The 26,568-nt window shown below is 61.7% G+C and carries 20 protein-coding genes and 1 pseudogene; 14 read left to right on the plus strand and 7 right to left on the minus strand.

The annotated features are described in order from the left end of the window. Window positions 1–857: 857 nt before the first annotated feature. From HX830_RS23665 to HX830_RS23675, 3 genes are all read left to right on the plus strand, one after another. Window positions 858–4,310 (plus strand): alpha/beta fold hydrolase, encoded by a 3,453-nt coding sequence (locus HX830_RS23665; protein ID WP_177102950.1) that lies wholly within the window; start codon window positions 858–860, stop codon window positions 4,308–4,310. Window positions 4,311–4,518: 208 nt separating this feature from the next. Further along, on the plus strand, window positions 4,519–6,387 hold the full coding sequence (locus HX830_RS23670) for a hypothetical protein (RefSeq protein WP_177102952.1): 1,869 nt from the start codon (window positions 4,519–4,521) through the stop codon (window positions 6,385–6,387). Window positions 6,388–6,397: 10 nt separating this feature from the next. Further along, window positions 6,398–7,642: a metallophosphoesterase family protein gene (locus HX830_RS23675; RefSeq protein WP_177102954.1), complete on the plus strand. Its 1,245-nt coding sequence runs from the start codon at window positions 6,398–6,400 to the stop codon at window positions 7,640–7,642. Window positions 7,643–7,770: 128 nt separating this feature from the next. Here the strand turns inward: HX830_RS23675 and gbcA are convergent, their stop codons facing one another. Next, a complete protein-coding gene (gbcA, locus tag HX830_RS23680) occupies window positions 7,771–9,066 on the minus strand; it encodes a glycine-betaine demethylase subunit GbcA (protein ID WP_103495267.1) in 1,296 nt (431 codons plus the stop codon). Between the two features lie 284 nt (window positions 9,067–9,350). On the opposite strand from gbcA, the gene gbcB reads away from it, so the two are divergent. Then, a complete protein-coding gene (gene gbcB, locus HX830_RS23685) occupies window positions 9,351–10,451 on the plus strand; it encodes a glycine-betaine demethylase subunit GbcB (RefSeq protein ID WP_177102956.1) in 1,101 nt (366 codons plus the stop codon). 193 nt (window positions 10,452–10,644) lie between these two features. Here gbcB and HX830_RS32740 read toward each other — a convergent pair whose 3' ends face one another. Together HX830_RS32740 and HX830_RS32745 are read right to left on the minus strand one after the other, a co-directional pair. Further along, window positions 10,645–11,517 carry a methyl-accepting chemotaxis protein gene (locus HX830_RS32740; RefSeq protein ID WP_442757373.1) on the minus strand — a complete coding sequence of 291 codons (873 nt, stop codon included), beginning with the start codon at window positions 11,515–11,517 and terminating at the stop codon, window positions 10,645–10,647. Continuing rightward, a pseudogene (locus tag HX830_RS32745) lies at window positions 11,500–12,339 on the minus strand (MCP four helix bundle domain-containing protein); the annotation flags it as partial. The pseudogene HX830_RS32745 and the gene HX830_RS32740, both read right to left, overlap by 18 nt. Before the next feature lie 212 nt (window positions 12,340–12,551). Here HX830_RS32745 and HX830_RS23695 point away from each other — a divergent pair. Both HX830_RS23695 and HX830_RS23700 read left to right on the plus strand, forming a co-directional pair. After that, window positions 12,552–12,782 (plus strand): hypothetical protein, encoded by a 231-nt coding sequence (locus HX830_RS23695; protein ID WP_100938572.1) that lies wholly within the window; start codon window positions 12,552–12,554, stop codon window positions 12,780–12,782. Beyond that, window positions 12,779–13,081, plus strand: a complete 303-nt coding sequence (locus HX830_RS23700; protein ID WP_177102960.1) for a cell division protein ZapA — start codon at window positions 12,779–12,781, stop codon at window positions 13,079–13,081. The genes HX830_RS23695 and HX830_RS23700 overlap by 4 nt, the downstream gene beginning before the upstream one ends. Window positions 13,082–13,125: 44 nt before the next feature. Here HX830_RS23700 and HX830_RS23705 read toward each other — a convergent pair whose 3' ends face one another. Further along, the gene (locus tag HX830_RS23705; RefSeq protein ID WP_177102962.1) at window positions 13,126–14,166 is read right to left on the minus strand and encodes a threonine aldolase family protein; all 1,041 of its coding nucleotides are present in this window, start codon (window positions 14,164–14,166) and stop codon (window positions 13,126–13,128) included. 440 nt (window positions 14,167–14,606) lie between these two features. On the opposite strand from HX830_RS23705, the gene glyA reads away from it, so the two are divergent. The 7 genes from glyA (at window position 14,607) to fdhA (ending at window position 23,861) form a co-directional block, all read left to right on the plus strand. Further along, window positions 14,607–15,860, plus strand: coding sequence for a serine hydroxymethyltransferase (gene glyA, locus HX830_RS23710; protein ID WP_177102964.1), 1,254 nt, complete (start codon window positions 14,607–14,609; stop codon window positions 15,858–15,860). Window positions 15,861–15,883: 23 nt separating this feature from the next. After that, window positions 15,884–17,134: a sarcosine oxidase subunit beta gene (locus tag HX830_RS23715; protein ID WP_177102987.1), complete on the plus strand. Its 1,251-nt coding sequence runs from the start codon at window positions 15,884–15,886 to the stop codon at window positions 17,132–17,134. Window positions 17,135–17,148: 14 nt separating this feature from the next. After that, window positions 17,149–17,478, plus strand: coding sequence for a sarcosine oxidase subunit delta (locus HX830_RS23720; RefSeq protein WP_100938567.1), 330 nt, complete (start codon window positions 17,149–17,151; stop codon window positions 17,476–17,478). Then, window positions 17,475–20,492, plus strand: coding sequence for a sarcosine oxidase subunit alpha (locus HX830_RS23725; protein WP_177102966.1), 3,018 nt, complete (start codon window positions 17,475–17,477; stop codon window positions 20,490–20,492). The genes HX830_RS23720 and HX830_RS23725 overlap by 4 nt, the downstream gene beginning before the upstream one ends. A gap of 124 nt (window positions 20,493–20,616) precedes the next feature. Continuing rightward, entirely contained in the window at window positions 20,617–21,249 is a 633-nt protein-coding gene (locus tag HX830_RS23730; RefSeq protein WP_100938565.1) for a sarcosine oxidase subunit gamma, read from the plus strand. Window positions 21,250–21,466: 217 nt separating this feature from the next. Beyond that, complete coding sequence (gene purU, locus HX830_RS23735; RefSeq protein ID WP_152741099.1) at window positions 21,467–22,324, plus strand: formyltetrahydrofolate deformylase; 858 nt, start codon at window positions 21,467–21,469, stop codon at window positions 22,322–22,324. Between the two features lie 337 nt (window positions 22,325–22,661). Further along, the gene (gene fdhA / locus HX830_RS23740) at window positions 22,662–23,861 is read left to right on the plus strand and encodes a formaldehyde dehydrogenase, glutathione-independent (protein WP_103498198.1); all 1,200 of its coding nucleotides are present in this window, start codon (window positions 22,662–22,664) and stop codon (window positions 23,859–23,861) included. 244 nt (window positions 23,862–24,105) lie between these two features. Here fdhA and HX830_RS23745 read toward each other — a convergent pair whose 3' ends face one another. Beyond that, the gene (locus tag HX830_RS23745) at window positions 24,106–24,366 is read right to left on the minus strand and encodes a hypothetical protein (RefSeq protein WP_040071331.1); all 261 of its coding nucleotides are present in this window, start codon (window positions 24,364–24,366) and stop codon (window positions 24,106–24,108) included. 558 nt (window positions 24,367–24,924) lie between these two features. Here HX830_RS23745 and HX830_RS23750 point away from each other — a divergent pair. Continuing rightward, a complete protein-coding gene (locus HX830_RS23750) occupies window positions 24,925–25,116 on the plus strand; it encodes a hypothetical protein (RefSeq protein ID WP_177102968.1) in 192 nt (63 codons plus the stop codon). A gap of 54 nt (window positions 25,117–25,170) precedes the next feature. On the opposite strand, the gene HX830_RS23755 is transcribed toward HX830_RS23750, so the two are convergent. Further along, entirely contained in the window at window positions 25,171–25,845 is a 675-nt protein-coding gene (locus tag HX830_RS23755) for an anti-sigma factor (protein WP_177102970.1), read from the minus strand. Next, window positions 25,842–26,486, minus strand: coding sequence for a sigma-70 family RNA polymerase sigma factor (locus HX830_RS23760; RefSeq protein WP_177102972.1), 645 nt, complete (start codon window positions 26,484–26,486; stop codon window positions 25,842–25,844). Before HX830_RS23760 ends, HX830_RS23755 begins: the two co-directional genes overlap by 4 nt. Window positions 26,487–26,568 lie beyond the last annotated feature (82 nt).

Raw genomic sequence — 26,568 nt, forward strand, 5'->3', positions numbered from 1 at the left:
CATACCTCCACTGCAAGAACATGGCGCGTTGTGGACAGAGTGTAGTCGGACGCTTGAGGGCTTCATTTCCCGCCGTGTAAAACCACAAGCCTTCGCTTGACGGCCAAGTGTCCACAGAGACTGTGGGCCGGCCTGTGGATAAGGTGTTTGTGCATGGCTACAGCCCATGCCAATCAACGTCTGTAGCCCTTCGTATGAAAAATGATCAACCTAACCGACGGTTTTTATTCGGATTTTTATGTGGATAAGGGCGTTGCCGAGGTTCGCTTGGGCGCCGACTTGTTAACAAAGTCTGTTGGCGTATATGTGGATAAGATGTTTGCTGTCCTCTGTAGGCCTTGTTTTATATGGTCTGTAGAGGATTGATCAAAAAACACCCAAACAGGCCTTTTACGGCACTCGACCGGCCTGAAACCTTCATATCTCGCGGCTTTCAGCGGTTTTCCACAGATGACTGGAAAAGTGCCCGACTTGCACACAAAGTCTGTTGGCGCTTCTGTGGATAAGGTGTTCGCGGTCCTCTATAGGCCTTTAAAAACGTGGTCTGCAAGGTTTTGATTAAAAAACGATCAAAGACTGCCTGAATAGACCTTTCTGAATAAGTCACGGATTTTATTCAGATTCCTTCAGTGTCGAAGGTGCATAAAGCGCTACTTGCGCACATTTACTGTGGGTGGCTCTGTGGATAAGTTGTTCGCTAAGGCCGCAAAGCCCCGGCTCTTATAGCCCATAGCGCTATAGATCAAATTTCATACAGTTCTAAGGGTGTTTATTGACACCCTCTTGGGCGCCACCTTGACTCAAGGCTCAGGTACACAACGTTTCTGCCAGCCATGCCCACGCTCAGGGAGATAGTCATGACACGGATTTCGACGTCCATCAGTGAAATCAAGGAACGCTACGACGTCATCGTGATCGGTTCCGGTTACGGCGGCGGTATCGCCGCTTCGCGGCTGGCGCGGGCCGGGAAAAGTGTCTGCCTGCTGGAGCGCGGACGGGAGATCCAGCCGGGGGAATACCCCAACACCATGATCGCGGCGACGGAGGAGTTGCAGGTGCATGACCCGGATGGCCATATCGGTTCGCGCACCGGTCTGTTCGACCTGCACGTCAATACCCAGCAGAACGTGGTGGTCGGTTGCGGCCTGGGCGGGACTTCGCTGATCAACGCCAACGTCTCCCTGGAGCCGGAACCGGGGGTCTTCGAGGATCCGCGCTGGCCCCAGGCGGTACGCGATCATCGTGACACGCTGCTGGCCGAAGGTTATGCGCGGGCTCGGGAAATGCTCAAGCCCAATCCGTATCCGGCCTCCGGACCGAAACTGGCGAAGCTGGACGCCAACCGCAAGTCGGCGGACTTTCTCGAGGAAAAAGCGCATTTCTATACGCCACCGATCAACGTGACCTTCGACAAGCTGCCCAACAACCTCAACCATGTCGGCGTTGAACAGCTGCCGTGCAACCAGTGCGGCGACTGTGTCTCAGGCTGTAACAACAAGGCCAAGAACACCACCCTGATGAACTACCTGCCGGATGCCTGGAACCACGGCGCGGAGATTTTCTGCCAGGCCGAGGTGCGCCATCTGGAGCGCGACGGTGACGGTTGGATCGTGCACTTCCAGTACCTGGACAGCGGCCGGGAAAAGTTCTCGGCACCGACCCTGTTTGTCAGAGCCAACGTGGTGGTGGTTTCCGCCGGCACCCTGGGTTCCACGGAAATCCTCCTGCGTTCGCGCAGCAAGGGCGTGCCGATGTCCGACCAGCTCGGCGAAAACATGAGCGGCAACGGCGATATCCTCGGCTTCGGCCACAATTGCGAGCAGACCATCAACGGCATCGGTTTCGGCGCCCACTCGGCCAAGGAGATGGAGCCGGTCGGGCCGTGCATCACCTCGATCATCGATATGCGCACCGAAGGTGACTGGCGCAGTCGCATGGTGATCGAGGAGGGCTCGATCCCGGGCGCGCTGGGGCGGCCGATGGTGCCGGCCATGGCCGGGTTTGCCGGGATGATCGGCGAGGCCACCGACAAGGGCGTCAGCGCCCAGCTCCACTACAAGGCCCGCGAGGCCGAGAGCTTTCTGCGCGGCCCGTATTACGGCGCGCTGCACAATATGCAGACCTACCTGATCATGAGCCATGACGACGGCAAGGGCCGCATGCTGCTGGACGACAAGGACCAGCTGCGTATCGACTGGCCCGGGGTGGGCGAGCAGGAGAACTTCAAGCTCGGCAACGAGCGCCTGCATCAGTCGACCAAGGCCCTGGGCGGGGTCTGGGTGCCGAACCCGATCTGGACCAAGTTGCTCAAGCACAGCATCGTCTCGGTACACCCGTTGGGTGGCTGCGTGATGGGCGAGGATGCCGCGCAAGGCGTGGTCAATCACAAGGGCCAGGTGTTCAGCGGGAGCCACGGCGATGCGGTTTATCCGGGGCTGTATGTGACCGACGGGGCGGTGATTCCGACTTCCCTGGCGGTCAACCCGCTGCTGACCATCTCGGCGGTCAGTGAGCGCAACATGGGCTTGCTGGCGGCCGATCGCGGCTGGGTCATCGACTACCGCCTGCCCTCGGCACCGCGCAAGCCGGTGCCGCCGCCGACCCTGGGGGTGCAGTTCACCGAAACCATGAAGGGTTATTTCTCCAAGGACTTCACCCAGCCCCATGGCACCGACCTGGCGGTCTACCAGGCGGCCGCCAAGAGCGGCGAGGCGCAGAACTCACCCATCGAGTTCACCCTGACCATCACCGGCAACGACCTCAATCGCCTGATCAAGGAGCCGGAGCATGCCGCGACCCTGGTCGGCACCCTCAATGCCCCTGCGCTGTCGCCTTATCCGCTGACCGCCAGCAACGGCGTGTTCAATCTGTTCGAGCAGTACCAGGAACAGGTCGGCGTGCGCCATATGAACTACGACATGAAGCTGACCGCCGAGGACGGTCGCGACTATTTCTTCAGTGCCTTCAAGACCGTGCCCGAAGACAACGGTGTGCTGAATATCTGGCCGGACACCAGCACCCTTTACGTCACGCTCTACCAAGGCCCGGACAAGACCGGCGCGGTGATCGGCTCCGGGGTCATGCATATCAAGCCCGCCGACTTCGCCAAGCAGATGACCACCATGAAGGTGCTCAATGCCCGTAACGAGCGCGAGCGCATCGAGGCCCTGGCGCGTTTCGGCAAGTTCTTCGCCGGGATTCTCTGGGAAAGCTACGGCGGGGTGTTTGCCGGCGATATCTACTTCAACCCGGACGCGCCGCCCCGGCACAAGCGGCCACTGGATGCGCCGGTGCCGACGGTGCATTTCTTCGAGACCGAGGACCAGGTGCAACTGCGCCTGACCCGTTACCAGGCCGGCAGCAAAGGCCCGGTGATGCTGGTGCATGGGTTGGGCGTGGGCTCGAATATCTTCTCCACCGATACCATCCAGATCAACCTGCTGGAGTACCTGTGCAAGCACGACTACGACGTCTGGCTGCTGGATTTCCGGGTCAGCATCCTGTTGCCGGCGAGCAAGCACGAGTGGAACGGCGACCAGATCGCCCAGTACGACTACAAGGCGGCCATCGCGCAGATTCGCCAGGCTACCGGTGCACGGGATGTGCAGTGCGTGGTGCATTGCTATGGCGCCACGACCTTCTTCATGTCGATGCTGGCGGGACTGCAGGATGTGCGCTCGGTGGTCTGCTCGCAGATTGCCGCGGACACGGTGGTGGCCACGGCGACCGGGATCAAGGCCGGCCTGCACCTGCCGGGGGCGCTGGAGGCGGTGGGCATCAAGTCGCTGACCGCCTATGCCGACAGCAAGGAGAGCTGGTTCAACAAACTCTATGACAAGGCCCTCAACGTCTATGCGCGGATCGAGGCCCAGGGTTACTGCACCAATCCGGTCTGTCACCGGATCACCTTCATGTATGCCTCGCTGTACCGTCACGACACCCTCAACGAAACCCTGCACGACAACCTGCATGAATTGTTCGGCGAGTCGAATATCCAGACCTTCGAGCACCTGGCGCTGATCTGCCGCAAGGGGCACCTGGTGGACTTCAAGGGCAACGACGTCTACATGCCGCATTTCAGCCGGCTGCAATTGCCGATCTGTTTTATCAGTGGCGCCGATAACCAGTGCTATTTGCCGGAGAGCACGGAGAGGACCTACGACCGGCTGGTGGATCTGCATGGCCCCGAGTTGTTCAGCCGCCATGTGGTGCCGGGTTATGGCCATATCGACTGCATGTTCGGCAAGAACGCGGTGGTCGATGTGTATCCGCTGATCCTTGAGCATCTGGAGAAAACCGCGCTGGGCTGATGCGCATCAGTCTCGAAAACGCCGCCACACCTTGTAGGAGCAGGGCTTGCCCGCGAAAGGGCCGGTGCGGGTTATCCAGGAGATCAGGTTGATAATACTGGCCTCTTCGCGGGCAAGCCGGGACGCCGGACCGCCTGCTCCTACAGATCTGTGTAAAGCCGCACCCCGGTGATCGGCCGGAAGAAATGGATTGGCAAGGAAGGGTGATATGGACAATTACATCCGCTGGTTCCAACGCTTTATCTGGATAGGCATCGTGATGAACATGGTGTTCGCACTGCCTGCCCTGTTCGCCCCGGCGCTGCTGACCTCGGTGGTCGGCCTGCCGCCGGTGCTCTCGGACCCCTGGCTGGAAAACGCCGGCATGCTGCTGGTGGGGATCAGCCTGTTCTACATGCCGTCGGGCTTCAACGCCCCGCGCTTCGTGATCCACTCCTGGTTATGCGTCTTGAGCCGGCTGGTCGCCGTGGCGTTCTGGATCTACCTGATCGACACCAGCAACACCCCCACGGTGTTCGTGCCCATGCTCTACGGCGACCTGAGCATGTTCCTGGTCCTGGGCGTCACGCTCTTCATGGGCAGCACGCCGGCCCACCGGCCCTGGGCCTTGCTGGTCGATGGTTGGCATGCCTGGTGCCAGGGTTGGGAAGCCCGCTGGCATCGCCACGGCTTTCGGGTCGGCCTGCTGATCACCCTGCTGGTGCTGGGTTTTATCGGCTACGAAACCTGGTACAACATGCTGCGGGTGGTGCCCGAAGAGAAATTCGCCTCCGACGAAGACCACTTCAAGTACGCCGCCATCGGCCTGGGCATCGAAGCGCGAATCCCTTATTACCTGTTTGCCGTGCTGCCGCAGATGTGCCCGGAAAAAATGCCCAAGCCCGGTGGCTGGGAGGCGTTCGGCTTCCTCTATGAAAACGGTCGCGACCTGCCCATCGGCATGGCCAAGCGGCAGATCGGCTACCCGACCGTGGAACCCAACTGCGCCCTGTGCCACACCGGCTCCTACCGCGCCTCGGCCAGCGATGTGGCCAAACCGATCGCCACCGCGCCGGCCAATACCCTGCAACTGCAAGCCTTCCAGTGGTTCGCCTACGATTGCGCCAGCGACCCGAAATTCACCACCGACGCAGTGATGACGGCGATCAACGCCAAGTTCCAGCTGGGCTTCTTCGAGCGGCTGTACAACCGCTACCTGATTATCCCCATGGCCAAGACCGCGCTGCTCAAGCAGAAGCAGGCCTACGCCTGGCAGAAACTGCGGCCGGCACAAGGGCCCGGGCGCACCGACACCTTCAACCCGACCAAGATGGTGGTCTTCGGTTTCCCGGATGACTCGACTATCGGCACCGTCGACCTGCCGCAGATCTGGAACCAGAAGCCGCGCGAATCGCTGTACCTGCACTGGGACGGCAACAACAACGATATCCACGAGCGTAACTACGCCGCGGCCATGGCCGTGGGCGCGACGCCGCAGTCGGTGTTGCCGGAGAGTTTCAATCGGGTCACCCAGTGGTTGCTCGGCACCAAGCCGCCGGCCTGGCCGTTCGCTTTGGACCAGGCGCGGGTAGCCCAGGGCAAGCCGATCTGGGACAACAACTGTGCGGGCTGCCATGAGTTCGGCAAGGCCGACACCGGCCAGGTCACCACCCAAATCGACCAACTGGGCACCGACCCCCATCGCCTGGATTCCTTCACCGTCGGCCTGGTGCAGGCGTTCCATGGCTTCAAGAAACCGCCATTCGATTTCAACGCTTATCGCAAGACCCAGAGCTACAGCAACACCCCCACCGACGGCATCTGGATGCGCGCGCCGTACCTGCACAACGGTTCGGTGCCGAGCCTGTGGGACCTGTTGCAGACGCCGGACAAGCGGCCGGTGGTGTTCAACACCGGCTCGGATGTCTATGACCCGGTCAAGGTCGGTTTCATCACCAGCGGTGCCCAGGTCCAGGCGCCGACCTACTTCAGGTATGACACACGCCTGGAGGGCAACCACAACAGTGGTCACCTGTACGGGACCCAACTGACCGACGCCGAGAAATGGGCGCTGATCGAATTCATGAAGACGTTGTAGGGAGACAGCTATGAATTTGCCTCATCTGGAACATGAACTTGCGAAAATCCGCGTCCGCCTCAGTGGTCTGAAAGCCCGGTTGGAGTTGTCCTGGAAAAAACTCACCAGTGACATCGAGCCCGAGGAGTTCCAGGCCATCCAGGCGTTGTTGCAACGCGGGCATGACCAGGCCCAATACGTGCTGGACCATGGCGACCTGCCGACGGACGAGCCGGCGGTGCCCTGGGAGTTGTCCCATGGGTTGTCGATCCTGCATATGGGCAACGCCAAGGCCTTGCCGACCTCGGAGTCGCAGCTGCAAACCCGGGTCCTCAAGGACGGCACGTTGCTGGGCTGTCGCAAATGGGAGTTGCTCGACCTGCTGTGGAGCGAGGCGTTGATCAAGTGGATCGAGAACCTGCGGCGCCATGCGCCGTTTGCCACCACGCCGATGGTGATGATGATCGACAACGACGTGACCCTGGCGATTGCCGGCGACTGGGGCACCGGGCCCTTTGAAAGCCATGCCCCGGCGGTCAATGTCGCCAACCAGATGCAGTTGGCCCAGGCCGATTTCACCATTCACCTGGGCGACGTCTACTACGCTGGCACCGGCTCCGAGGAAGATGTCGACATGGCCGGCTGGCCGATGGGCAAGCACGGCGCCTTCACCCTCAACTCCAACCATGAGATGTACAGCGGCGCCCATGGTTATTTCGCGGAGCTCAACTCACGGTTCCCGATGCAGCAGGGCACCAGTTATTTTGCGTTGTACAACGATGACTGGCTGATTGTCGGACTGGATTCGGCCTATGCCTCCGCGCCGCTCGGTCTTTATATGGACGGTACCTTGAACCAGCAGCAGATCGACTGGATGAAGAGCCTGCCCAAGGGCAAGAAGTTGCTGGTGCTGAGTCATCACCAGGGTTTCGATATCAGTGGGGCAAACAAGACCACGCTGTATCAGCCGGTGTGTGATGCTTTGGGCCGGGTGCCGGATTATTGGTACTGGGGGCACCTGCACAATGGGATTGTGTATGCCGAGCAGGGCGGGTTACGGGCGCGTTGTGCCGGGCACGGGGCGATTCCCTATGGCGTGACCAGCGAGTTGGATGGCAATGAGCGGGTGCTGTTTTCCGAAGTGCAGAATGCCATGGACGATGAATACCCGGAGCGAGTGCTCAATGGGTACGTGAAGGTGCGGTTGAGCGGGGAGAATATTATCGAGGAGTTTATTGGCGAGGATGGGTCGGTGAGGTGGGCGTCTCACGGGTAATTCGGTGCTGGCCGAGCTGACGCATTCGCGGGCAAGCTCCGCTCCCACAGGATCTGTGTGGTACCGCAGTTTTGCGATCGATCACAAAACCCCTGTGGGAGCAGGGCTTGCCCGCGAAGCCTTTGCTCTTAGCCGTGCACCGGCACACCCTTGAGGTACGGCGCAGGCTCGGCCCCCAGGTTGCTCAACAGCCGCTCGCTGTACCAATCCACAAAGTTGACCACGCCAAACTCATAGGTCTTCGAGTACGGCCCTGGCTGGTAGGCCGTGGAATTGATACCGCGCTGGTTTTCCTCGGCCAGGCGACGGTCCTGGTCGTTGGTCGCATCCCAGACTTCACGCATGCGCGCCACGTCATAGTCGACGCCTTCCACCGCATCCTTGTGTACCAGCCACTTGGTGGTGACCATGGTTTCCTGGGCGCTGATCGGCCACACGGTGAACACGATGATGTGGTCGCCCATGCAGTGGTTCCACGAGTGCGGCAGGTGCAGGATGCGCATCGAACCCAAATCCGGGTTCTTGATCCGGCCCATCAGCTTCTTGCAGCCCTGCTGGCCGTCCATGGTCATGGACACGGTGCCCTTGAGCAGCGGCATGCGCACGATCCGGTTACGCAGGCCGAAGCTGGCGTGGGCGTAAGGGATCTTCTCGGCTTCCCAGGCCACGGTGCATTCGGCCACGTGGTCCTTGAATTTCTGGTCGGCCCGCGGGTCGGTGACGTCGTCCCACTCCAGCAGGGTCTTCAGCAGTTCCGGGTGAGAGCCGCCGCAGTGGTAGCACTCGCGGTTGTTTTCCAGCACCAGCTTCCAGTTGGCCTTCTCCATCAAGGTGGTTTGCACCGCCACCTTGGTGTTTTCCATGTCGTAGGGTTCCATGTAGTGGTTCAGGGTCGTCAGGAACTCATCGATGGCGGGCGGGTTTTCCGCCAGGCTGATGAAGATGTAGCCGCCGGAGGTCTTCACGTGCACCGGCTTGAGGCCGTACTGCTTCATGTCGAAGTCGGCGCCCATCTCGGTGCCGGCGAACAGCAGGCGCCCGTCCAGCTCGTAGGTCCACTGGTGGTAGTGGCAGACCAGCTTGGCGACCTTGCCCTTGTCGCTGGTGCACAACCGTGAACCGCGGTGGCGGCAGACGTTATGGAAGGCGTGGACCACGCCGTCGGCGCCGCGAATCACGATGATCGGGTTCTTGCCGATCTGCAGGGTCATGTAGTTGCCCTTGGTCGGGATTTCGCAGGTCATGCCGGCGATCAACCACTCTTTCTGAAAGATTTCCTGCATATCGATTTCGAACAGCCGCTCATCGGAGTAGAACGGTTGCGGCAGGGAGAAGGTGCGTTCGCGCTCTTGCAGCATTTGCGCGGTGGCCTTGCGTGCGGGTTCCAGCGGATCGCCCAGGCTCAGGGTTGCGGTGACGTCCATCGATTTAGTCCTCATGGCCATGCGGTGTGGCCGGCGAATAGTGGCTGATACGGTTAGCACGCAAGTACGGAAATACATTGGATCATTTGCGATGGAGTGTGCGGCTGGCAGCGACATGAACCTTATCCATGGGCGACATGGCCGAATCCGTTCCCGACGCGCAACCCCCGGTCGTTGCGGGCTGGTCGCGATAAGCATGCCAATGTCGCGGATAGGTAAATGGTCGCTTCGACCCTTGCGCAGAATCGCCAACATAGAGCCGACAGTCGGCGGTGGAGAACAATATGTCGAACAACTTCCTCAATCCGGTAACAACCCAGACCTGGGCCAATGGTCGGCATATCGTGCGCTGCGTGAAGGTCATCCAGGAAACCTGGGATGTGCGCACCTTCTGCTTCATGGCTGACCAGCCGATCATGTTCTTTTTCAAGCCGGGGCAGTTTGTCACCCTGGAGCTGGAAATCGAAGGCCAGCCGATCATGCGCTCCTACACCATTTCCAGCTCGCCGTCGGTGCCCTACAGCTTTTCGGTGACCATCAAGCGCGTGCCCGGCGGCAAGGTTTCCAACTGGTTGCACGACACCCTGCACGAAGGCCAGGAGCTGGCGGTGCACGGTCCGGTGGGGTTGTTCAACGCCATCGACTTCCCGAGCCCCAAGGTGCTGTACCTGAGTGGCGGCGTCGGTATCACCCCGGTGATGTCCATGGCCCGCTGGTTCTACGATACCAACGGCAATGTCGACATGGTGTTTATCCACAGCGCCCGTTCGCCCAAGGACATCATCTATCACCGCGAGCTGGAGCATATGGCCTCGCGGATCGACAACTTCAGCCTGCACCTGATTTGTGAGAAGCATGGTTTGGGCGAGCCGTGGGCCGGTTATCGCGGTTATCTGAACCACAAGATGCTGGAGTTGATGGCGCCGGACTTCCTGGAGCGTGAGGTGTTCTGCTGCGGGCCGACGCCGTATATGAACGCGGTGAAGCGTTTGCTGGAAGCGGCCGGGTTCGATATGAGCCGCTACCACGAAGAGTCGTTCGGTGCGACGCCGCCGGAGGCTCGTGCCGACGCGGTGGAACAGGCCGAACAGGCTGCAGAGGCACCGGAAGTGGATGCGGCGGATCTGTATCAAGTGGAGTTCACCGCGACTGGCAAGAGCATTCGTGTGGCACCGGGGGAAACCGTGCACGCGGCGGCGGCCAAGCTTGGCCTGATGATTCCCAAGGCCTGCGGCATGGGCATCTGCGGGACCTGCAAGGTGCTGAAGCTGGGCGGCGAAGTGGAGATGGAGCACAACGGCGGGATCACCGACGACGATGTGGCCGAGGGTTATATCCTGTCGTGCTGCAGCGTGCCGAAGGGGGATGTGCGGATCGAGTACTGACCGAAGCACCGCGGTCCCCTTGTGGCGAGGGGCTTGCCCTAATGTTAAGGCCGAACACGGTCCCTGTAGGAGCATGGCTTGTCGGGACGCCGCATCGCAGCGAAGAGGCCCTCAAGACCGCCAAAAGCTTCGCGGGCAAGCCCTGCTCCTACAGTCCGCGTGAACCGGACTTTAATCGCTTGGGTCTTGAGGTTTACAGACTGAACCGCGCCACCATGCTGTTCAAATCCACCGCCAGGCGCGACAGCTCATTGCTCGCTGCGCTGGTCTGGTTCGCACCGGTCGCCGATTGCACCGAAAGATCGCGGATATTCACCAGATTGCGATCCACCTCGCGGGCCACCTGAGCCTGTTCTTCCGCCGCACTGGCGATCACCAGGTTGCGTTCGTTGATCTCGACAATCGCCGTATTGATGGTGTCCAGCGCCATCCCCGCGCCCTTGGCGATATTCAAGGTCGACTCCGCCCGCTCGGTGCTGTTGCGCATCGAATCCACGGCTTGCTCGGTCCCGCCCTGGATACTGCCAATCATCCGTTCGATCTCGCTGGTGGACTGCTGGGTACGGTGGGCCAGGGCCCGAACCTCATCCGCCACCACGGCAAAACCACGCCCGGCTTCCCCGGCCCGTGCCGCTTCAATCGCCGCGTTCAGGGCCAGCAGGTTGGTCTGGTCGGCCAGCCCGCGAATCACGTCCAGCACCTTGCCGATATCCTGGGATTCCTTCGCCAGGTTGCCGATCAGCGTCGCGGTGCTCTGTACATCGCTGCTCATGCGCTCGATGGCGCCGACGGTTTCCTGGACCAGGTCACGACCGTCGCCGGCCGAGGCGGTGGCATGCTTCGAGGCTTCGGATGTGCTCACGGCATTGCGCGCGACTTCTTCCACGGCGCTGGTCATTTCATTGACCGCCGTGGCGGCCTGTTCGATCTCGTTGTTCTGCCGTACCAGGCCCTTGGCGCTTTCGTCGGTGACGGCATTCAGCTCTTCCGCCGCCGAAGCCAGCTGGGTCGCCGAACCGGAAATACGCTGCAGGGTGTCGCGCAGTTTCTGCTGCATCTTGACCATGGCCTGCAACAGGCGCCCGGCTTCGTCGTTGCCCTCGACCTTGATCGGTCGGGTCAGGTCGCCTTCGGCGATCTGCTCGGCGGCGGTCAGGGCGTCGGCGATAGGGTGGGTGATGCTGTTGGTCAGCAACCAGGCGAGCAGGAGGGTCAGGCCGGTGGCGGCCAGCAGCAAGCCCACCACCATATTGAACGCCGAGGCGTATTGGTCGGCGGCTTGTTGATGGGTGTCGTCGGTCTGCTGGGTATTGATCTCCACCAGCTTGGTGAGCACGGTGTTGACCTGTTCGGAGTTGGCCAGCAACTCGCTGTTGATCAGGGCTGCCAGTTCAGTGACCTGATTGTTGCGCGACAGGCTTTTCATCCGATCTTCAAGCTGGCGGTACTGGCCGAGCACCTGCACATAGCGGTCGTAGGCCACGCGCTCTTCAGGGCTGCTGATCAGTTTTTCGTAGATGGCCTGGGCCTTGCCGATCTGCTGGTTGCGCAGGGTGAACAGGTCGAGGATTTTCTGTTGCTCGTCGGGCGCGCGGTTGGTCACCAGGCGATAGGACAGGACCCGCAGGCGCAGGGTCAGTTGGGTGAGGTCGTCGAGGCTCTTGATGCTCGGCACGCTGTTGGTACTGAGCTCTTCGGCGGCGCCACGGATCTTGCTCATCTGGTTCAGGGCAAATATCCCCAGGATCAGCATCAGCGCGCCGATCAGGGAGAAGCTGAGGAAGGCGCGCGGGGCGATGTTCATGTTGCGTAGGGACATGGTGGCTACCTGAGAGAAGGGCGCATTCCGTGCGACTTTTAAGGCGTGTCTGAATGACCTATCGGTCATTCGACTAAAGTCTTAAGCCCCTGCGCGTATTTGTCGCAGGCGGAGGTTTCCGACAGGGGGCGGGGAACATGTCCTGGCAATCGCAGTCCCTAAGGTTCCAGGAAAAGCACCCCGCCAGGAAAATCAAGGCTTTGCGACAGTTTTCCCCTGGCAAACAGGGGGGCTTTTCTTTATCGTACGCGCCCTTTGAAACTGCCCGAGAGATCAAGAAAATGTTGGAAGCTTCCCTGAGTCAATTGGAACAGCTGGTCAGCGAGCTGGTTCAGCAAAAACAGGAACTGTTGGCCGCCAATACCGCGCTGAGCACCGAGCTGGCCCAGGCCAAGGACGAAAACGAAAGCCTGCAACTGAGCCTGATGGAACAAGAAGAAAAGCACGGTGCTACCGCCGCCCGTATCCAGGCGCTGGTCGAGCGTGTCAGCGCAGGTCCCGTGAGCGCATGAGAACCAGCAGCGATGGGGTGACCGTCATCTCGATCCTCGGCGAGGAGTATTCGATCAAGGCCCCTGCCGGCCAGGAGCGCACCTTGCAGGACGCGACGGTAATGCTCCGGGCGGCGTTGGCCGACACCAAGAAGAAGTTCCCCACGCTGATCGGCGACAAGCTGCTGGTGCTGGCGGCGTTGAACCTGTGTTCGCAGCAGATCGAAGCGCAGCAGCGTCACCGGGAAGAACTGAACCGTTACCAAGAGCAGGTCAGCGCCACGGTCGAAGTGATTTCGAAAACCATCGGGCAACACTGAAGGGGCCGTCCGCCGGCGCATGGCACCGGCATCGGCGCCTGGGGTCAGGCGGACATGACTTCCCGAATATCCGCCGCCAGTTCCCGTACCCGCGCTTCCTCGGTGTCCCACGAGCACATGAAGCGTGCGCCGCCCTTGCCGATGAAGGTGTAGAAGCGCCAGCCCTTGGCGGTCAGCGCGGCGATGGCCGATTCCGACAGTTGTAGGAACACGCCGTTGGCTTCCACTGGGAACATCAGTTCCACGCCGGGAATGTCCTTGACCAGGCTGCTGAGTAGCTGCGCGCAGTGGTTGGCGTGGCGGGCGTGCTTGAGCCAGGCGTGGTTTTCCAGCAGACCGACCCAGGGCGCCGAGAGAAAGCGCATTTTCGAGGCCAACTGCCCGGCCTGCTTGCAGCGATAGTCGAAATCCACCGCCAGGTCGTGATTGAAGAACAGGATCGCTTCACCCACCGCCATGCCGTTTTTCGTGCCGCCGAAGCACAGCACGTCGACGCCGACCTTCCAGGTCAGTTCGGCCGGGGTGCAGCCGAGGTAGGCGCAGGCATTGGAGAACCGCGCGCCGTCCATGTGCAGGTGCAGGCCGAGCTCCTTGCAGGTGGCGCTGATGGCGCGGATTTCATCCGGGGTGTAGACGCTGCCGACTTCGGTCGCTTGAGTCAGGGTCACCACGCGCGGCTTGGGGTAGTGGATGTCCTGGCGCTTGAGGGCGATTTCGCGGATCGAGTCCGGGGTCAGCTTGCCGTTTTCGGTGCGCGCGGTGAGCAGCTTGGAGCCGTTGGAGAAAAACTCCGGCGCGCCGCACTCGTCGGTCTCGACGTGGGCGGTCTCCGAGCAGATCACGCTGTGGTAGCTCTGGCACAACGACGACAGGGCCAGGGAGTTGGCCGCGGTGCCGTTGAAGGCGAAGAACACTTCACTGTCGGTTTCGAACAACTGGCGGAAGCCGTCGGCGGCGCGCTGGGTCCATTCGTCGTCGCCGTAGGCGCGCTGGTGGCCGTGGTTGGCCTGTTCCATGGCGGCCCAGGCCTCGGGGCAGATACCGGAATAGTTGTCGCTGGCGAATTGTTGGCTCTTGTCGGTCATGGCCCGGTCCTTGTGAACGATTATGGTGCGCACTGTAACCAGAATTGACCTTATCGCACAGGCACAGTTTCCGTAGGAAAAGCCTCTATAGATCGAAAGGTTGACGCTGTCCTTGTAGGAGCAGGCGGTCCGGCGTTACCGGCTTGCCCGCGAAGAGGTCAGTGCGGGCTACCCAAAAGATCGGGTTGATAATACGGACGCCTTCGCGGGCAAGCCCTGCTCCTACAGGGGTTGTGGTGTTTTCAAGATCCCTGTTCCAGACGCTGTTCGGCCCTCGACTATCTCAGCGCGCCAAGCCATGTCGTAAACGCACCTTTGCGTGGCGTCCATAGGCATTTGATCGGTCTGCGTCGGCCCTACCATCGCATTCAAAGGGCACTGCCGTCAGGCAACGGCCCCACTGATAAAAATGGCGCACCGCCGCCGCTGGGAGAGACGCGATGTTCAGCAAGCAAGACCAGATCCAGGGTTATGACGATGCACTGATGGCGGCCATGAATGCCGAGGAGCAACGCCAGGAAGATCATATCGAGCTGATCGCGTCGGAAAACTACACCAGCAAGCGCGTCATGCAGGCCCAGGGCAGCGGCCTGACCAACAAATACGCCGAAGGTTATCCAGGCAAGCGCTACTACGGTGGCTGCGAACACGTGGACAAGGTCGAGGCCCTGGCCATCGAACGCGCCAAGCAACTGTTCGGCGCCGACTACGTCAACGTCCAGCCGCACTCCGGCTCCCAGGCCAACGCCGCGGTCTACCTGGCCCTGCTCAATGCCGGCGACACCGTGCTGGGCATGAGCCTGGCCCACGGCGGTCACCTGACCCACGGCGCCAAGGTCAGCTTCTCGGGCAAGCTCTACAACGCCGTGCAGTACGGCATCGACACCACCACCGGCTTGATCGACTACGACGAAGTCGAGCGCCTGGCCGTCGAGCACAAGCCGAAAATGATTATCGCCGGTTTCTCGGCCTACTCGAAAACCCTCGATTTCCCACGCTTCCGTGAAATTGCCGACAAGGTCGGTGCTTACTTCTTCGTCGACATGGCCCACGTGGCCGGTCTGGTCGCTGCTGGCCTGTACCCGAACCCGCTGCCCTACGCTGACGTGGTCACCACCACCACCCACAAGACCCTGCGCGGTCCCCGTGGCGGCCTGATCCTGGCCAAGGCCAACGAAGAGCTGGAAAAGAAATTCAACGCCGCAGTCTTCCCCGGCGGCCAGGGCGGCCCGCTGATGCACGTGATCGCCGCCAAGGCCGTGAGCTTCAAGGAAGCCCTGGAGCCAAGCTTCAAAGTCTATCAGCAGCAAGTGATCGATAACGCCCAGGCCATGGCGGGCGTATTTATCAAACGCGGCTACGATGTAGTGTCCGGCGGTACCGACAACCACCTGTTCCTGGTCAGCCTGATCCGTCAGGGCCTGACCGGCAAAGAGGCCGATGCCGCCCTGGGCCGTGCCCATATCACCGTGAACAAGAACGCCGTGCCGAACGATCCACAGTCGCCGTTTGTCACTTCCGGTCTGCGCATCGGCACCCCGGCCGTCACCACGCGTGGGTTCAAAGTGACCCAGTGCGTCGAGCTGGCCGGCTGGATCTGCGACATCCTCGACAACCTCGGCGACGCCGATGTCGAAGCGAACGTCGCCAAGCACGTGACAGCCCTGTGCGCGGATTTCCCGGTTTATCGCTGAGAGCGGTTTTGGAGTAAATGACTATGCAACGCTATTCGGGCTTCGGCCTCTTCAAGCACTCTCTCAGCCATCACGAAAATTGGCAGAAAATGTGGCGCACGCCGACCCCGAAAAAGGTCTATGACGTGGTCATCGTCGGCGGCGGCGGGCATGGTCTGGCGACCGCCTACTACCTGGCCAAGGAGCACGGCATCACCAACGTGGCCGTGGTCGAGAAGGGCTGGTTGGGCGGCGGCAACACCGCCCGTAACACCACCATCGTGCGTTCCAACTACCTGTGGGACGAGTCGGCGCACCTGTACGAACACGCGATGAAATTGTGGGAAGGCCTGTCCCAGGACCTGAACTACAACGTGATGTTCTCCCAGCGTGGTGTCTACAACCTCTGCCACACCCTGCAGGACATCCGTGATTCGGAGCGTCGGGTCAGCGCCAACCGCCTCAATGGCGTCGACGGCGAACTGCTCAACGCTCAACAGGTGGCGAACGAGATTCCGTACCTGGACTGCTCGAAGAATGCCCGTTACCCGGTGATGGGCGCCACCGTCCAGCGTCGCGGCGGCGTGGCCCGTCACGATGCCGTGGCCTGGGGCTTCGCCCGTGCGGCCGACGCCCTCGGCGTCGACCTGATCCAGCAGACCGAAGTGATCGGCTTCCGCAAGGAAAACGGCGTGTGTATCGGTGTCGAAACCAACAAGGGTTTTATCGGCGCCAAGCGCGTCGGTGTGGTCACCGCCGGTAACTCCGGGCATATGGCCAAGCTCGCCGGTTTCCGCCTGCCGATCGAATCGCACCCGCTGCAAGCGCTGGTGTCCGAACCGATCAAGCCGATCATCGACAGCGTGATCATGTCCAACGCCGTGCACGGTTACATCAGCCAGTCCGACAAGGGCGACCTGGTGATCGGTGCCGGTATCGACGGCTACAACGGTTACGGCCAGCGTGGTTCGTACCCGGTGATCGAGCACACCATCCAGGCCATCGTCGAGATGTTCCCGGTGTTGTCCCGCGTGCGCATGAACCGCCAGTGGGGCGGCATCGTCGACACCACCCCGGATGCCTGCCCGATCATTTCGAAAACCCCGGTCCCGAACATGTTCTTCAACTGCGGTTGGGGCACCGGCGGCTTCAAGGCTACCCCTGGTTCGGGCAACGTGTTTGCCGCGAGCCTGGCCAAGGGTGAAATGCACCCGTTGGCCGCTCCCTTCTCCATCGACCGTTTCCACAACGGTGCGTTGATCGACGAACACGGTGCTGCTGCGGTCGCCCACTAACAGGAGAAATCCCTATGTTGCATATCTTCTGTCCTCATTGCGGCGAGCTGCGCTCCGAAGAGGAATTCCACGCTTCCGGCCAGGCGCATATCCCGCGTCCACTGGACCCGGGCACCTGCACCGACGAGCAGTGGGGCGACTACATGTTCTTCCGCGACAACCCCCGCGGCCTGCACCACGAGTTGTGGGACCACGTTGCCGGTTGCCGCCAGTATTTCAACGTGACCCGCGACACCGTTACCTACGAGATTCTCGAAAGCTACAAGATTGGCGAGAAGCCGCAATTCACCGCTAAAGCAGACAGTTCGAAAGTGCCCGGCGCGGCTGTGGGAGAGAAGGTATGAGCCAGGTCAATCGCCTGTCCAACGGTGGTCGGATCGACCGCAACAAAGTCTTGAGCTTCACCTTCAACGGCCAGGTCTATAAAGGCTTTGAAGGCGACACCCTGGCCGCCGCGTTGCTGGCCAACGGTGTGGATATCGTCGGTCGCAGCTTCAAGTATTCCCGGCCACGGGGCATCTTTGCCGCCGGTGCCGAAGAGCCGAACGCGGTCCTGCAACTCGGCGCCACCGAAGCGACCCAGATCCCTAACGTGCGTGCCACCCAGCAAGCGCTGTATCAGGGCCTGGTGGCTACCAGCACCAACGGCTGGCCGAGCGTCAACAATGACATGATGGGGATTCTCGGCAAGGTCGGCGGCAAGCTGATGCCACCGGGCTTCTACTACAAGACCTTCATGTATCCGCAGTCGTTCTGGATGACCTACGAGAAGTACATCCGCAAGGCCGCGGGCCTCGGTCGCTCGCCGACCGAGAACGATCCGGACACCTACGACTACATGAACCAGCACTGCGACGTGCTGATCGTCGGTGCCGGCCCTGCCGGTCTGGCCGCTGCACTGGCCGCCGCGCGCAGCGGTGCCCGGGTGATCCTGGCCGATGAACAGGAAGAGTTCGGCGGCAGCCTGCTCGATTCGCGCGAAAGCCTTGATGGCAAGCCGGCGGCCGAATGGGTCGCCAGCGTTATCGCCGAATTGAAAGGCCTGCCGGACGTACTGCTGTTGCCGCGCGCCACCGTCAACGGCTACCACGACCACAACTTCCTGACCATTCACGAGCGCCTCACCGATCACCTCGGTGACCGTGCGCCGATCGGTCAGGTGCGTCAGCGTATCCACCGGGTCCGCGCCAAGCGCGTGGTCCTGGCCACCGGTACCCATGAGCGTCCGCTGGTCTACGGCAACAACGACGTACCGGGCAACATGCTCGCCGGTGCCGTTTCGACCTACGTCCGCCGTTACGGCGTGGCCCCGGGCAAGAAGCTGGTGCTGAGCACCAACAACGATCACGCCTATCGCGTGGCTTTGGACTGGCTCGATGCCAGCCTGCAAGTGGTGGCTATCGCCGATGCCCGCAGCAACCCGCGCGGCGCACTGGTGGAAGAAGCACGGGCCAAGGGGATTCGTATCCTCACCGGCAGCGCCGTGATCGAAGCCCGTGGTAGCAAGCACGTCACTGCGGCGCGCATTGCCGCCATCGACGTCAAAGCGCATAAAGTCACCAGTCCTGGCGAATGGCTGGACTGCGATCTGGTAGCAAGCTCCGGCGGCTACAGCCCGGTGGTCCACCTGGCCTCGCACCTGGGCGGCAAACCGACCTGGCGTGAAGATATCCTCGGTTTCGTACCGGGCGAAGCACCGCAGAAACGCGTGTGCGTCGGCGGTATCAACGGCGTCTACGGCTTGGCCGATGCCTTGGCCGACGGTTTTGAAGGTGGCGTTCGCGCGGCCAGCGAAGCCGGTTTCAAGGCGGTCGAAGGCGTGCTGCCCAAAGCCCTGTCGCGCCTGGAAGAGCCGACCCTGGCGCTGTTCCAGGTGCCCCATGAAAAAGCTACCGCACGGGCGCCGAAGCAATTCGTCGACCTGCAGAACGACGTCACCGCCGCCGCCATCGAACTGGCGACCCGCGAGGGCTTCGAGTCGGTCGAACACGTCAAGCGCTACACCGCGCTGGGCTTCGGCACCGACCAGGGCAAGCTGGGCAACGTCAACGGCCTGGCCATTGCCGCCCGTTCGTTGAACGTGACCATCCCGCAGATGGGCACCACCATGTTCCGTCCGAACTACACGCCGGTGACTTTCGGCGCGGTCGCCGGCCGTCACTGCGGGCATATCTTCGAGCCGGTGCGCTACACCGCCTTGCAGGCCTGGCATGTGAAGCAGCGCGCCGAGTTCGAGGACGTGGGCCAATGGAAACGTCCGTGGTACTTCCCGCGCAACGGCGAAGACCTGCACGCGGCGGTCAAGCGTGAGTGCAAGGCCGTGCGCGACAGCGTCGGCCTGCTCGACGCCTCGACCCTGGGCAAGATCGATATCCAGGGCCCGGACGCCCGTGAATTCCTCAACCGCGTCTACACCAACGCCTGGACCAAGCTCGACGTGGGCAAGGCCCGCTACGGCCTGATGTGCAAGGAAGACGGCATGGTCTTCGACGACGGCGTCACCGCCTGTCTGGCCGACAACCACTTCCTGATGACCACCACCACCGGCGGCGCGGCTCGCGTCCTGCAGTGGCTGGAGCTCTACCACCAGACCGAATGGCCGAACATGAAGGTGTACTTCACCTCCGTGACCGACCACTGGGCGACCATGACCCTGTCCGGGCCGAACAGCCGCAAGCTGCTCAGCGAAGTGACCGACATCGACCTGGACAAGGACGCGTTCCCGTTCATGACCTGGAAAGAAGGCCTGGTCGGCGGTGTGCCGGCGCGGGTGTTCCGGATCTCCTTTACCGGCGAGCTGTCCTATGAGGTTAACGTCCAGGCCGACTACGCCATGGGTGTGCTGGAGAAAATCGTCGAGGCGGGCAAGCAGTACAACCTGACCCCGTACGGTACCGAGACCATGCACGTGCTGCGGGCCGAGAAGGGTTTCATCATCGTCGGCCAGGACACGGACGGCTCGATGACCCCGGACGACCTGAACATGGGCTGGTGTGTCGGCCGGACCAAGCCGTTCTCCTGGATCGGCTGGCGCGGGATGAACCGTGAAGACTGCGTGCGTGAAGAGCGCAAGCAGTTGGTCGGGCTCAAGCCGATCGATCCGACCAAGTGGCTGCCGGAAGGCGCCCAGCTGGTGTTCGACACCAAGCAGACGATCCCGATGAAGATGGTCGGTCACGTGACCTCCAGCTATGCCCACAACTCCCTTGGCTATTCGTTTGCCATGGCGGTGGTCAAGGGCGGGCTGAAGCGCATGGGCGAGCGGGTGTTCGCACCGCTGGCCGATGGCAGCGTGATCGAGGCGGAAATCGTTTCTTCGGTGTTCTTCGATCCGAAGGGCGATCGCCAGAACATCTGACGGAACCCGGGATCGAGGTTGGACGCGGACCTTGTAGGAGCTGGCTTGCCGGCGATGACGGCGGCACAGTCACCACAGGGTCCACGGACAACCGCAAAGACAGAATTCAACACAGGTGTTTCACATGACCACAGCCAACGTTTACCAACAACGCCCGACTTCCGGGGCCAAGGCCGAGTCGTCGTTGCACCATGCCGACCTCGCCAGCCTGGTGGGTAAAGGCCGCAAGAACGCCGGTGTCACCGTGCGGGAAAAGAAATTGCTCGGTCACCTGACCATTCGTGGCGATGGCCATGACGCGGCCTTCGCCGCCGGCGTGCACAAGGCCCTGGGCCTGGAACTGCCCGTGGCACTGACCGTGGTTGCCAAGGGCGATACCAGCCTGCAATGGCTTGGCCCTGACGAGTGGCTGCTGATCGTCCCGAGCGGCGAAGAGTTCGCTGCCGAGAAGGCGCTGCGCGAAGCCCTGGGCGACCTGCATATCGCTATCGTCAATGTCAGCGGCGGCCAGCAACTGCTGGAGCTGAGCGGTCCGAACGTGCGCCAGGTGCTGATGAAGTCCACCAGCTATGACGTGCACCCGAACAGCTTCCCTGTGGGTAAGGCCGTCGGGACGGTGTTCGCCAAGTCGCAACTGATGATCCGCCACACCGCCGAAGACACCTGGGAGCTGGTGATCCGTCGCAGCTTTTCGGATTACTGGTGGTTGTGGTTGCAGGATGCGGCGGCCGAGTACGGTCTCAGCGTCCAGGCCTGAGGTTTTGTGTGATCTGTAGGAGCCAGCTTGCTGGCGATGGACTCACGGGCGCCGCAGTGTTTCAGGCGCCCAGCGTTATCGTTGGCCTCCATCGCCAGCAAGCTGGCTCCTACAGGGTTTGGTGTCGTATACAAGGGTAAGGATTGCCTGGAGTTCTCTACCAAGAGGCTCGCGATCAACCGCTTGGCGGTTGCCCCTCACGAACAGGAGTCAAGCAATGAGCCGCGCCCCCGATACATGGATTTTGACCGCCGACTGCCCCAGCGTGCTCGGCACGGTGGATGCGGTGACCCGCTATCTGTTCGAGCAGGGCTGCTATGTCACCGAGCACCACTCGTTCGATGACCGCCTCTCGGGGCGTTTCTTCATTCGCGTGGAGTTTCGCCAGCCCGACGGTTTCGACGAACTGGCCTTCCGCGCCGGCCTCGCCCTGCGCGGCGAGTCCTTCGGCATGCTGTTCGAACTGACCCCGCCGAACTACCGGCCGAAAGTGGTGATCATGGTCTCCAAGGCCGATCACTGCCTCAACGACCTGCTCTACCGCCAGCGCATCGGCCAATTGTCCATGGACGTGGCCGCCGTGGTCTCCAACCACCCGGACCTCAAGCCCCTGGCCGACTGGCACCAGATTCCCTACTACCATTTCCCGCTGGACCCGAACGACAAGCCGGGCCAGGAACGCCAGGTCTGGCAGGTGATCGAGGAGTCCGGTGCGGAGCTGGTGATTCTCGCCCGCTATATGCAGGTGCTCTCGCCCGAGCTGTGTCGCAAGCTCGACGGCAAGGCCATCAATATCCACCACTCGTTGCTGCCCGGCTTCAAGGGCGCCAAGCCCTATCACCAGGCCTATAACAAGGGCGTGAAACTGGTGGGGGCCACCGCGCACTACATCAACAACGACCTGGACGAAGGCCCGATCATCGCCCAGGGCGTGGAGGTAGTGGACCACAGTCACTACCCCGAGGACCTGATCGCCAAGGGCCGCGATATTGAAGGGCTGACCTTGGCGCGGGCGGTGGGGTATCACATTGAGCGGCGGGTCTTTCTGAACGCCAACAGGACGGTGGTGCTCTGAAGAACGGTCGTTTTACGACCTTCGCGGCGGTGCGGCGATCCGACAAGCTCCGCTCCCACAGTGGACCGCGTTGCCTGGGCGTTACCCGGTCAATTGTGGGAGCGGAGCTTGCCCGCGAAGAGGCCCGCAAGAACAACGCAACAACCACAAGCAGTACCCCGAGCAATCTCCCACAGTGGGCGCGGTGCCTGCCGTAACGCAATTCCCCTGTAGGAGCCGGCTTGCTGGCGATGAGGTCCGCAAGAACAACGCAACAACCACAGGCAATAACCCGAGCAATCTACGCGCTGCCCCCTGGCAACGTGTTGCTACATAAAAACAACAGCGAGGTGAAAGCATGTCTGGCAATCGTGGTGTGGTGTATCTCGGCAATGGCAAGGTCGAGGTGCAGAAAATCGACTATCCGAAAATGCAGGACCCACGCGGCAGGAAGATTGAGCACGGTGTCATCCTGCGCGTCGTCTCCACCAACATCTGTGGTTCGGACCAGCATATGGTCCGTGGCCGTACCACTGCCCAGACCGGCCTGGTCCTGGGTCATGAAATCACCGGTGAAGTGATCGAGAAGGGCAGCGACGTCGAGAACCTGAAACTCGGCGACCTGGTCTCGGTCCCCTTCAACGTGGCTTGCGGACGCTGCCGTTCCTGCAAGGAGCAACACACCGGCGTCTGCCTGACCGTCAACCCGGCCCGTGCCGGCGGTGCCTACGGTTATGTCGACATGGGCGACTGGACCGGCGGCCAGGCTGAATACGTGCTGGTGCCGTACGCCGACTTCAACCTGCTTAAACTGCCGGATCGCGACAAGGCCATGGAGAAGATCCGCGACCTGACCTGCCTCTCCGACATCCTGCCTACCGGCTACCACGGCGCGGTCACCGCGGGTGTTGGTCCAGGCAGCACCGTATACATCGCCGGTGCCGGTCCGGTCGGCCTCGCGGCGGCGGCTTCGGCGCGCCTGCTGGGCGCGGCGGTAGTGATCATCGGTGACGTCAACCCGATCCGCCTGGCCCACGCCAAGGCCCAGGGTTTCGAAATCGCCGACCTGTCCAAGGACACCCCGCTGCACGAACAGATCGCCGCGCTGTTGGGCGAACCTGAAGTGGATTGCGCCGTCGATGCCGTGGGCTTCGAAGCCCGTGGTCACGGCCATGAAGGCGTGAAACACGAGGCTCCGGCCACCGTGCTCAACTCGCTGATGGGCGTGGTCCGCGTGGCGGGCAAGATCGGTATTCCGGGCCTGTATGTGACTGAAGACCCGGGTGCGGTGGATGCTGCCGCGAAAATGGGCAGCCTGAGCATCCGCTTCGGCCTCGGCTGGGCCAAGTCCCACAGTTTCCACACCGGCCAGACCCCGGTGATGAAGTACAACCGCCAGCTGATGCAGGCGATCATGTGGGATCGGATCAATATTGCCGAGATCGTCGGTGTCCAGGTCATCAGCCTGGATGACGCACCGAAGGGCTACGGCGAGTTCGATGCGGGCGTGCCGAAGAAGTTCGTGATCGACCCGCACAAGCTGTTCAGCGCGGCGTAAGCAGTAAAGGGCAAGACGGAAAAAGGGCGACTTCGGTCGCCCTTTTTTAGTGGGTGAAATTCAGTTGGAACAGACGGGCTTTCTGGCCGATATCCCGGTGGTACACGGTCGTTGGCAGCGCATCGTTTCTGTAGGAGCAGGGCTTGCCCGCGAAGCTTTTAGCGATCTCAAGGGCCTCTTCGCGGCGGTGCGGCGATCCGACAAGCCCTGCTCCTACAGTTTTGTTTCGTTGCGTATTCTGCGATCAGGCCCGTAGCCGCCAGCCCAGTACATCCATCAGGTCGCAGCCATCGCGCATGACCATCGCGGGGACCTGGAGGATATGTTGGAAGTCGATGTCATTGGCGTTGTGCAATTCAATGTGGGACAGGGCTTCGAGCATCTGTGTCGCCGCGAGGAAGCGGGCGGCGGCATTGGCGTGGAGCACGTCGGTCGGGCTTTCGGCGTCGATCAACAGGCTGGGAATCAGGCAGTCGATGGCGGTGAGGGGGATGTATTTCGTCATGGGTAAAACCTCGGGAGTTTAGGACGAGGCCACCACACATCCGTCGCCAAACGAAAGGTGGCAGCTGTACGCAGGTTGGCGAACCGGAAACTCCCAAGCCGGCAGACCCGAAGGTCTCCCGCGCACAGCCGCCATAAAGCGGCTTTGCGGGTGCGAAGGCACCTGCAAACAAGCACAGAGCTTTCGCATGGGAGTTTAACGAGTCGCCAAACCCGTATCGCCAATCAGGGCGACCGGCGGACTATAAGCCGCAGGCTTCTGAGGACGCAAGGCGGGGAGTTGTTACCGATCATTCCTGTGTTGTAGAGCGCGATCTAAAGATCAGCCCCACAAAAAAGTAGCCCGCCGGTTTGAGGAAGCGCTCGCACGCAGAGCCTTGGCGGGTTTTGTTGGGCGAACCATAGAGGTTGCGAGCCGCCATGAGCAAGTCCGAGCGGCTTGGCCTGTAGGTTGAATGCCTTTCCAGATGTTGCGGGGTCGCGATGCCAAGTGGCTGTCGCTGCTTTCTGTCCCTAAGATGGGCTCGATGATCTAACAAGGCCGTGATGGAGTGGAGTGATGAATGCCAAGACTCACCAAAAGATGATGACTGAAGCACAGGCCAGCCACGTCCGAGAGTTGAGCGCTGTACAGCGCATGGATGCTCGCTTGGAGGTTTTGCAGGTACCTGAAGCCGCACAATGCTTGCAATCATTGCTGGCAGCCAAGGGCAAGCTAATTAGGAGACCTGAAGCAGGCGCTTCTTTCTGAAGTTAACAGTATCCCAATCAGCTATTGGGTGCTCCGAGCAGCGAGCTTTAAAGGTCAGAGCGCCGCCAACGGCCCCTGGTACAACACCGGTCCGGTCGGTTGCCCGGTCGGCGAACCGCCTGCTGGCTCAAGGCTGACCGCCAGCACCACCGAGGTGCCGAGCAAGGCCTTATGTGCTTCGCTCAATTCCACTCGCCCCTTGCCTGCCTTGGGCACCAGGCCCAGGGACACCGGCTTGCCACCCACCGGAATCGCCCACAGTTCCAGGCTGCGGTCGGCGGTCACCGCCGCCAGGCTCAGCGGTTCCACTTGCAGGTAGTCGGCATGGGCCTTGACCCGCAATGCCGGGGTTTGCGTGCCGCTGAGCAGGGTTGCGCTGGCGCTCACCGGGTCATGGTTATAGAACACGCCCAGGGCCGCCACCAGCACCAGCGAACAGGCCGCCGCGAGGATGCGCAACCGACTCCAGAACGGCCGTTTCTCAGGCAGGTGCAGCCGTTGCGGATCGATCCTTGCGACAACACCTTGCCACACCCGATCCGGCACCGGCTGTTCAGCCACCGATTCGGTCAGGGCCATCAGGTTTTCCTGCCACTCGGCGACCTGGGCCCGCAGCTTGGCGTCGTCGCGCATCAGCGCTTCGAAACGCCGGCGGGCGGCCTTGGACATTACGCCGATGGCATAGTCGGCGGCCAGGGCGCGGCGCAGGCGGGGGTTCTGGTAGTTCATGATTCAAGGCACCTGCGCAGGCGTTCCATGCCGCGACGTATCCAGGATTTGACCGAGCCCAGCGGCGCGGGCAGTTGTTCGGCCAGTTCCGCGTAGGACAGGCCGTGGAAGTAGGCGAGGGTGATCGACTGGCGTTGCGGGCCCTCCAGGGTCTCCAGGCAACGGTTCAGGGCACTGGCCTCGCGGGCGCTGTCGAGCAGTTCGTGGGCCGAGGGGCTGTCGTCGGCCAGGCTGTCCTCCTGCCCATCGGCCAGGGGCACCTCGCGGAACCTGCGCAACTGATCGATGGCCAGGTTACGGGTGATGTTGGTCATCCAGGTCATGGGCGCCGAGAGGTGGGCCTCGTAACGCGAAGCGTTGTTCCAGATGCGCACGAAGCTCTCCTGGAGGATTTCCTCGGCCAGGTCGGCGCGGCCCAGGCAACGCAGGGCTACACCGTGCAGGCGTGGGGCGACGCTACGATACAGCGTCTCGAATGCGCGGCGGTTACCCAGTGAGCACTGGGCCAACAGCTGCCTGAGTTGATCGGCGTCGGCGGTGGAAATGGGTGTTCTCCAGACAATCAAAAGACGATGTATGGGCCGCGCTGTGCGCTCGTTGCCGCCTGAGGGTAGTTCACGGCACGCGGTTGTTCCATTCATTGGGGGGCCTCACAGGTCACACGGCCTCGGCCATAGACCAGTTATTACAGTCAACGCGCCCCTGTAGGAGCCCGCTTGCGGG

The sequence above is a fragment of the Pseudomonas gingeri genome (genome assembly GCF_013385425.1).
GTDB classification, from domain to species: Bacteria; Pseudomonadota; Gammaproteobacteria; order Pseudomonadales; family Pseudomonadaceae; genus Aquipseudomonas; species Aquipseudomonas gingeri_D.

Coding starts and splice junctions, on each gene's coding strand:
- gbcA (WP_103495267.1), bottom strand. CDS start 9,066: ATGGACGTCACCGCAACCCTGAGCCTGGGCGATCCGCTGGAACCCGCA.
- HX830_RS23700 (WP_177102960.1), top strand. CDS start 12,779: ATGAGAACCAGCAGCGATGGGGTGACCGTCATCTCGATCCTCGGCGAG.
- HX830_RS23695 (WP_100938572.1), top strand. CDS start 12,552: ATGTTGGAAGCTTCCCTGAGTCAATTGGAACAGCTGGTCAGCGAGCTG.
- HX830_RS23730 (WP_100938565.1), top strand. CDS start 20,617: ATGACCACAGCCAACGTTTACCAACAACGCCCGACTTCCGGGGCCAAG.
- HX830_RS23760 (WP_177102972.1), bottom strand. CDS start 26,486: ATGAATGGAACAACCGCGTGCCGTGAACTACCCTCAGGCGGCAACGAG.
- HX830_RS23720 (WP_100938567.1), top strand. CDS start 17,149: ATGTTGCATATCTTCTGTCCTCATTGCGGCGAGCTGCGCTCCGAAGAG.
- fdhA (WP_103498198.1), top strand. CDS start 22,662: ATGTCTGGCAATCGTGGTGTGGTGTATCTCGGCAATGGCAAGGTCGAG.
- HX830_RS23750 (WP_177102968.1), top strand. CDS start 24,925: ATGAATGCCAAGACTCACCAAAAGATGATGACTGAAGCACAGGCCAGC.
- HX830_RS23665 (WP_177102950.1), top strand. CDS start 858: ATGACACGGATTTCGACGTCCATCAGTGAAATCAAGGAACGCTACGAC.
- gbcB (WP_177102956.1), top strand. CDS start 9,351: ATGTCGAACAACTTCCTCAATCCGGTAACAACCCAGACCTGGGCCAAT.
- HX830_RS32740 (WP_442757373.1), bottom strand. CDS start 11,517: ATGGTCAAGATGCAGCAGAAACTGCGCGACACCCTGCAGCGTATTTCC.
- HX830_RS23715 (WP_177102987.1), top strand. CDS start 15,884: ATGCAACGCTATTCGGGCTTCGGCCTCTTCAAGCACTCTCTCAGCCAT.
- HX830_RS23725 (WP_177102966.1), top strand. CDS start 17,475: ATGAGCCAGGTCAATCGCCTGTCCAACGGTGGTCGGATCGACCGCAAC.
- HX830_RS23705 (WP_177102962.1), bottom strand. CDS start 14,166: ATGACCGACAAGAGCCAACAATTCGCCAGCGACAACTATTCCGGTATC.
- glyA (WP_177102964.1), top strand. CDS start 14,607: ATGTTCAGCAAGCAAGACCAGATCCAGGGTTATGACGATGCACTGATG.
- HX830_RS23670 (WP_177102952.1), top strand. CDS start 4,519: ATGGACAATTACATCCGCTGGTTCCAACGCTTTATCTGGATAGGCATC.
- HX830_RS23755 (WP_177102970.1), bottom strand. CDS start 25,845: ATGAACTACCAGAACCCCCGCCTGCGCCGCGCCCTGGCCGCCGACTAT.
- HX830_RS23675 (WP_177102954.1), top strand. CDS start 6,398: ATGAATTTGCCTCATCTGGAACATGAACTTGCGAAAATCCGCGTCCGC.
- purU (WP_152741099.1), top strand. CDS start 21,467: ATGAGCCGCGCCCCCGATACATGGATTTTGACCGCCGACTGCCCCAGC.
- HX830_RS23745 (WP_040071331.1), bottom strand. CDS start 24,366: ATGACGAAATACATCCCCCTCACCGCCATCGACTGCCTGATTCCCAGC.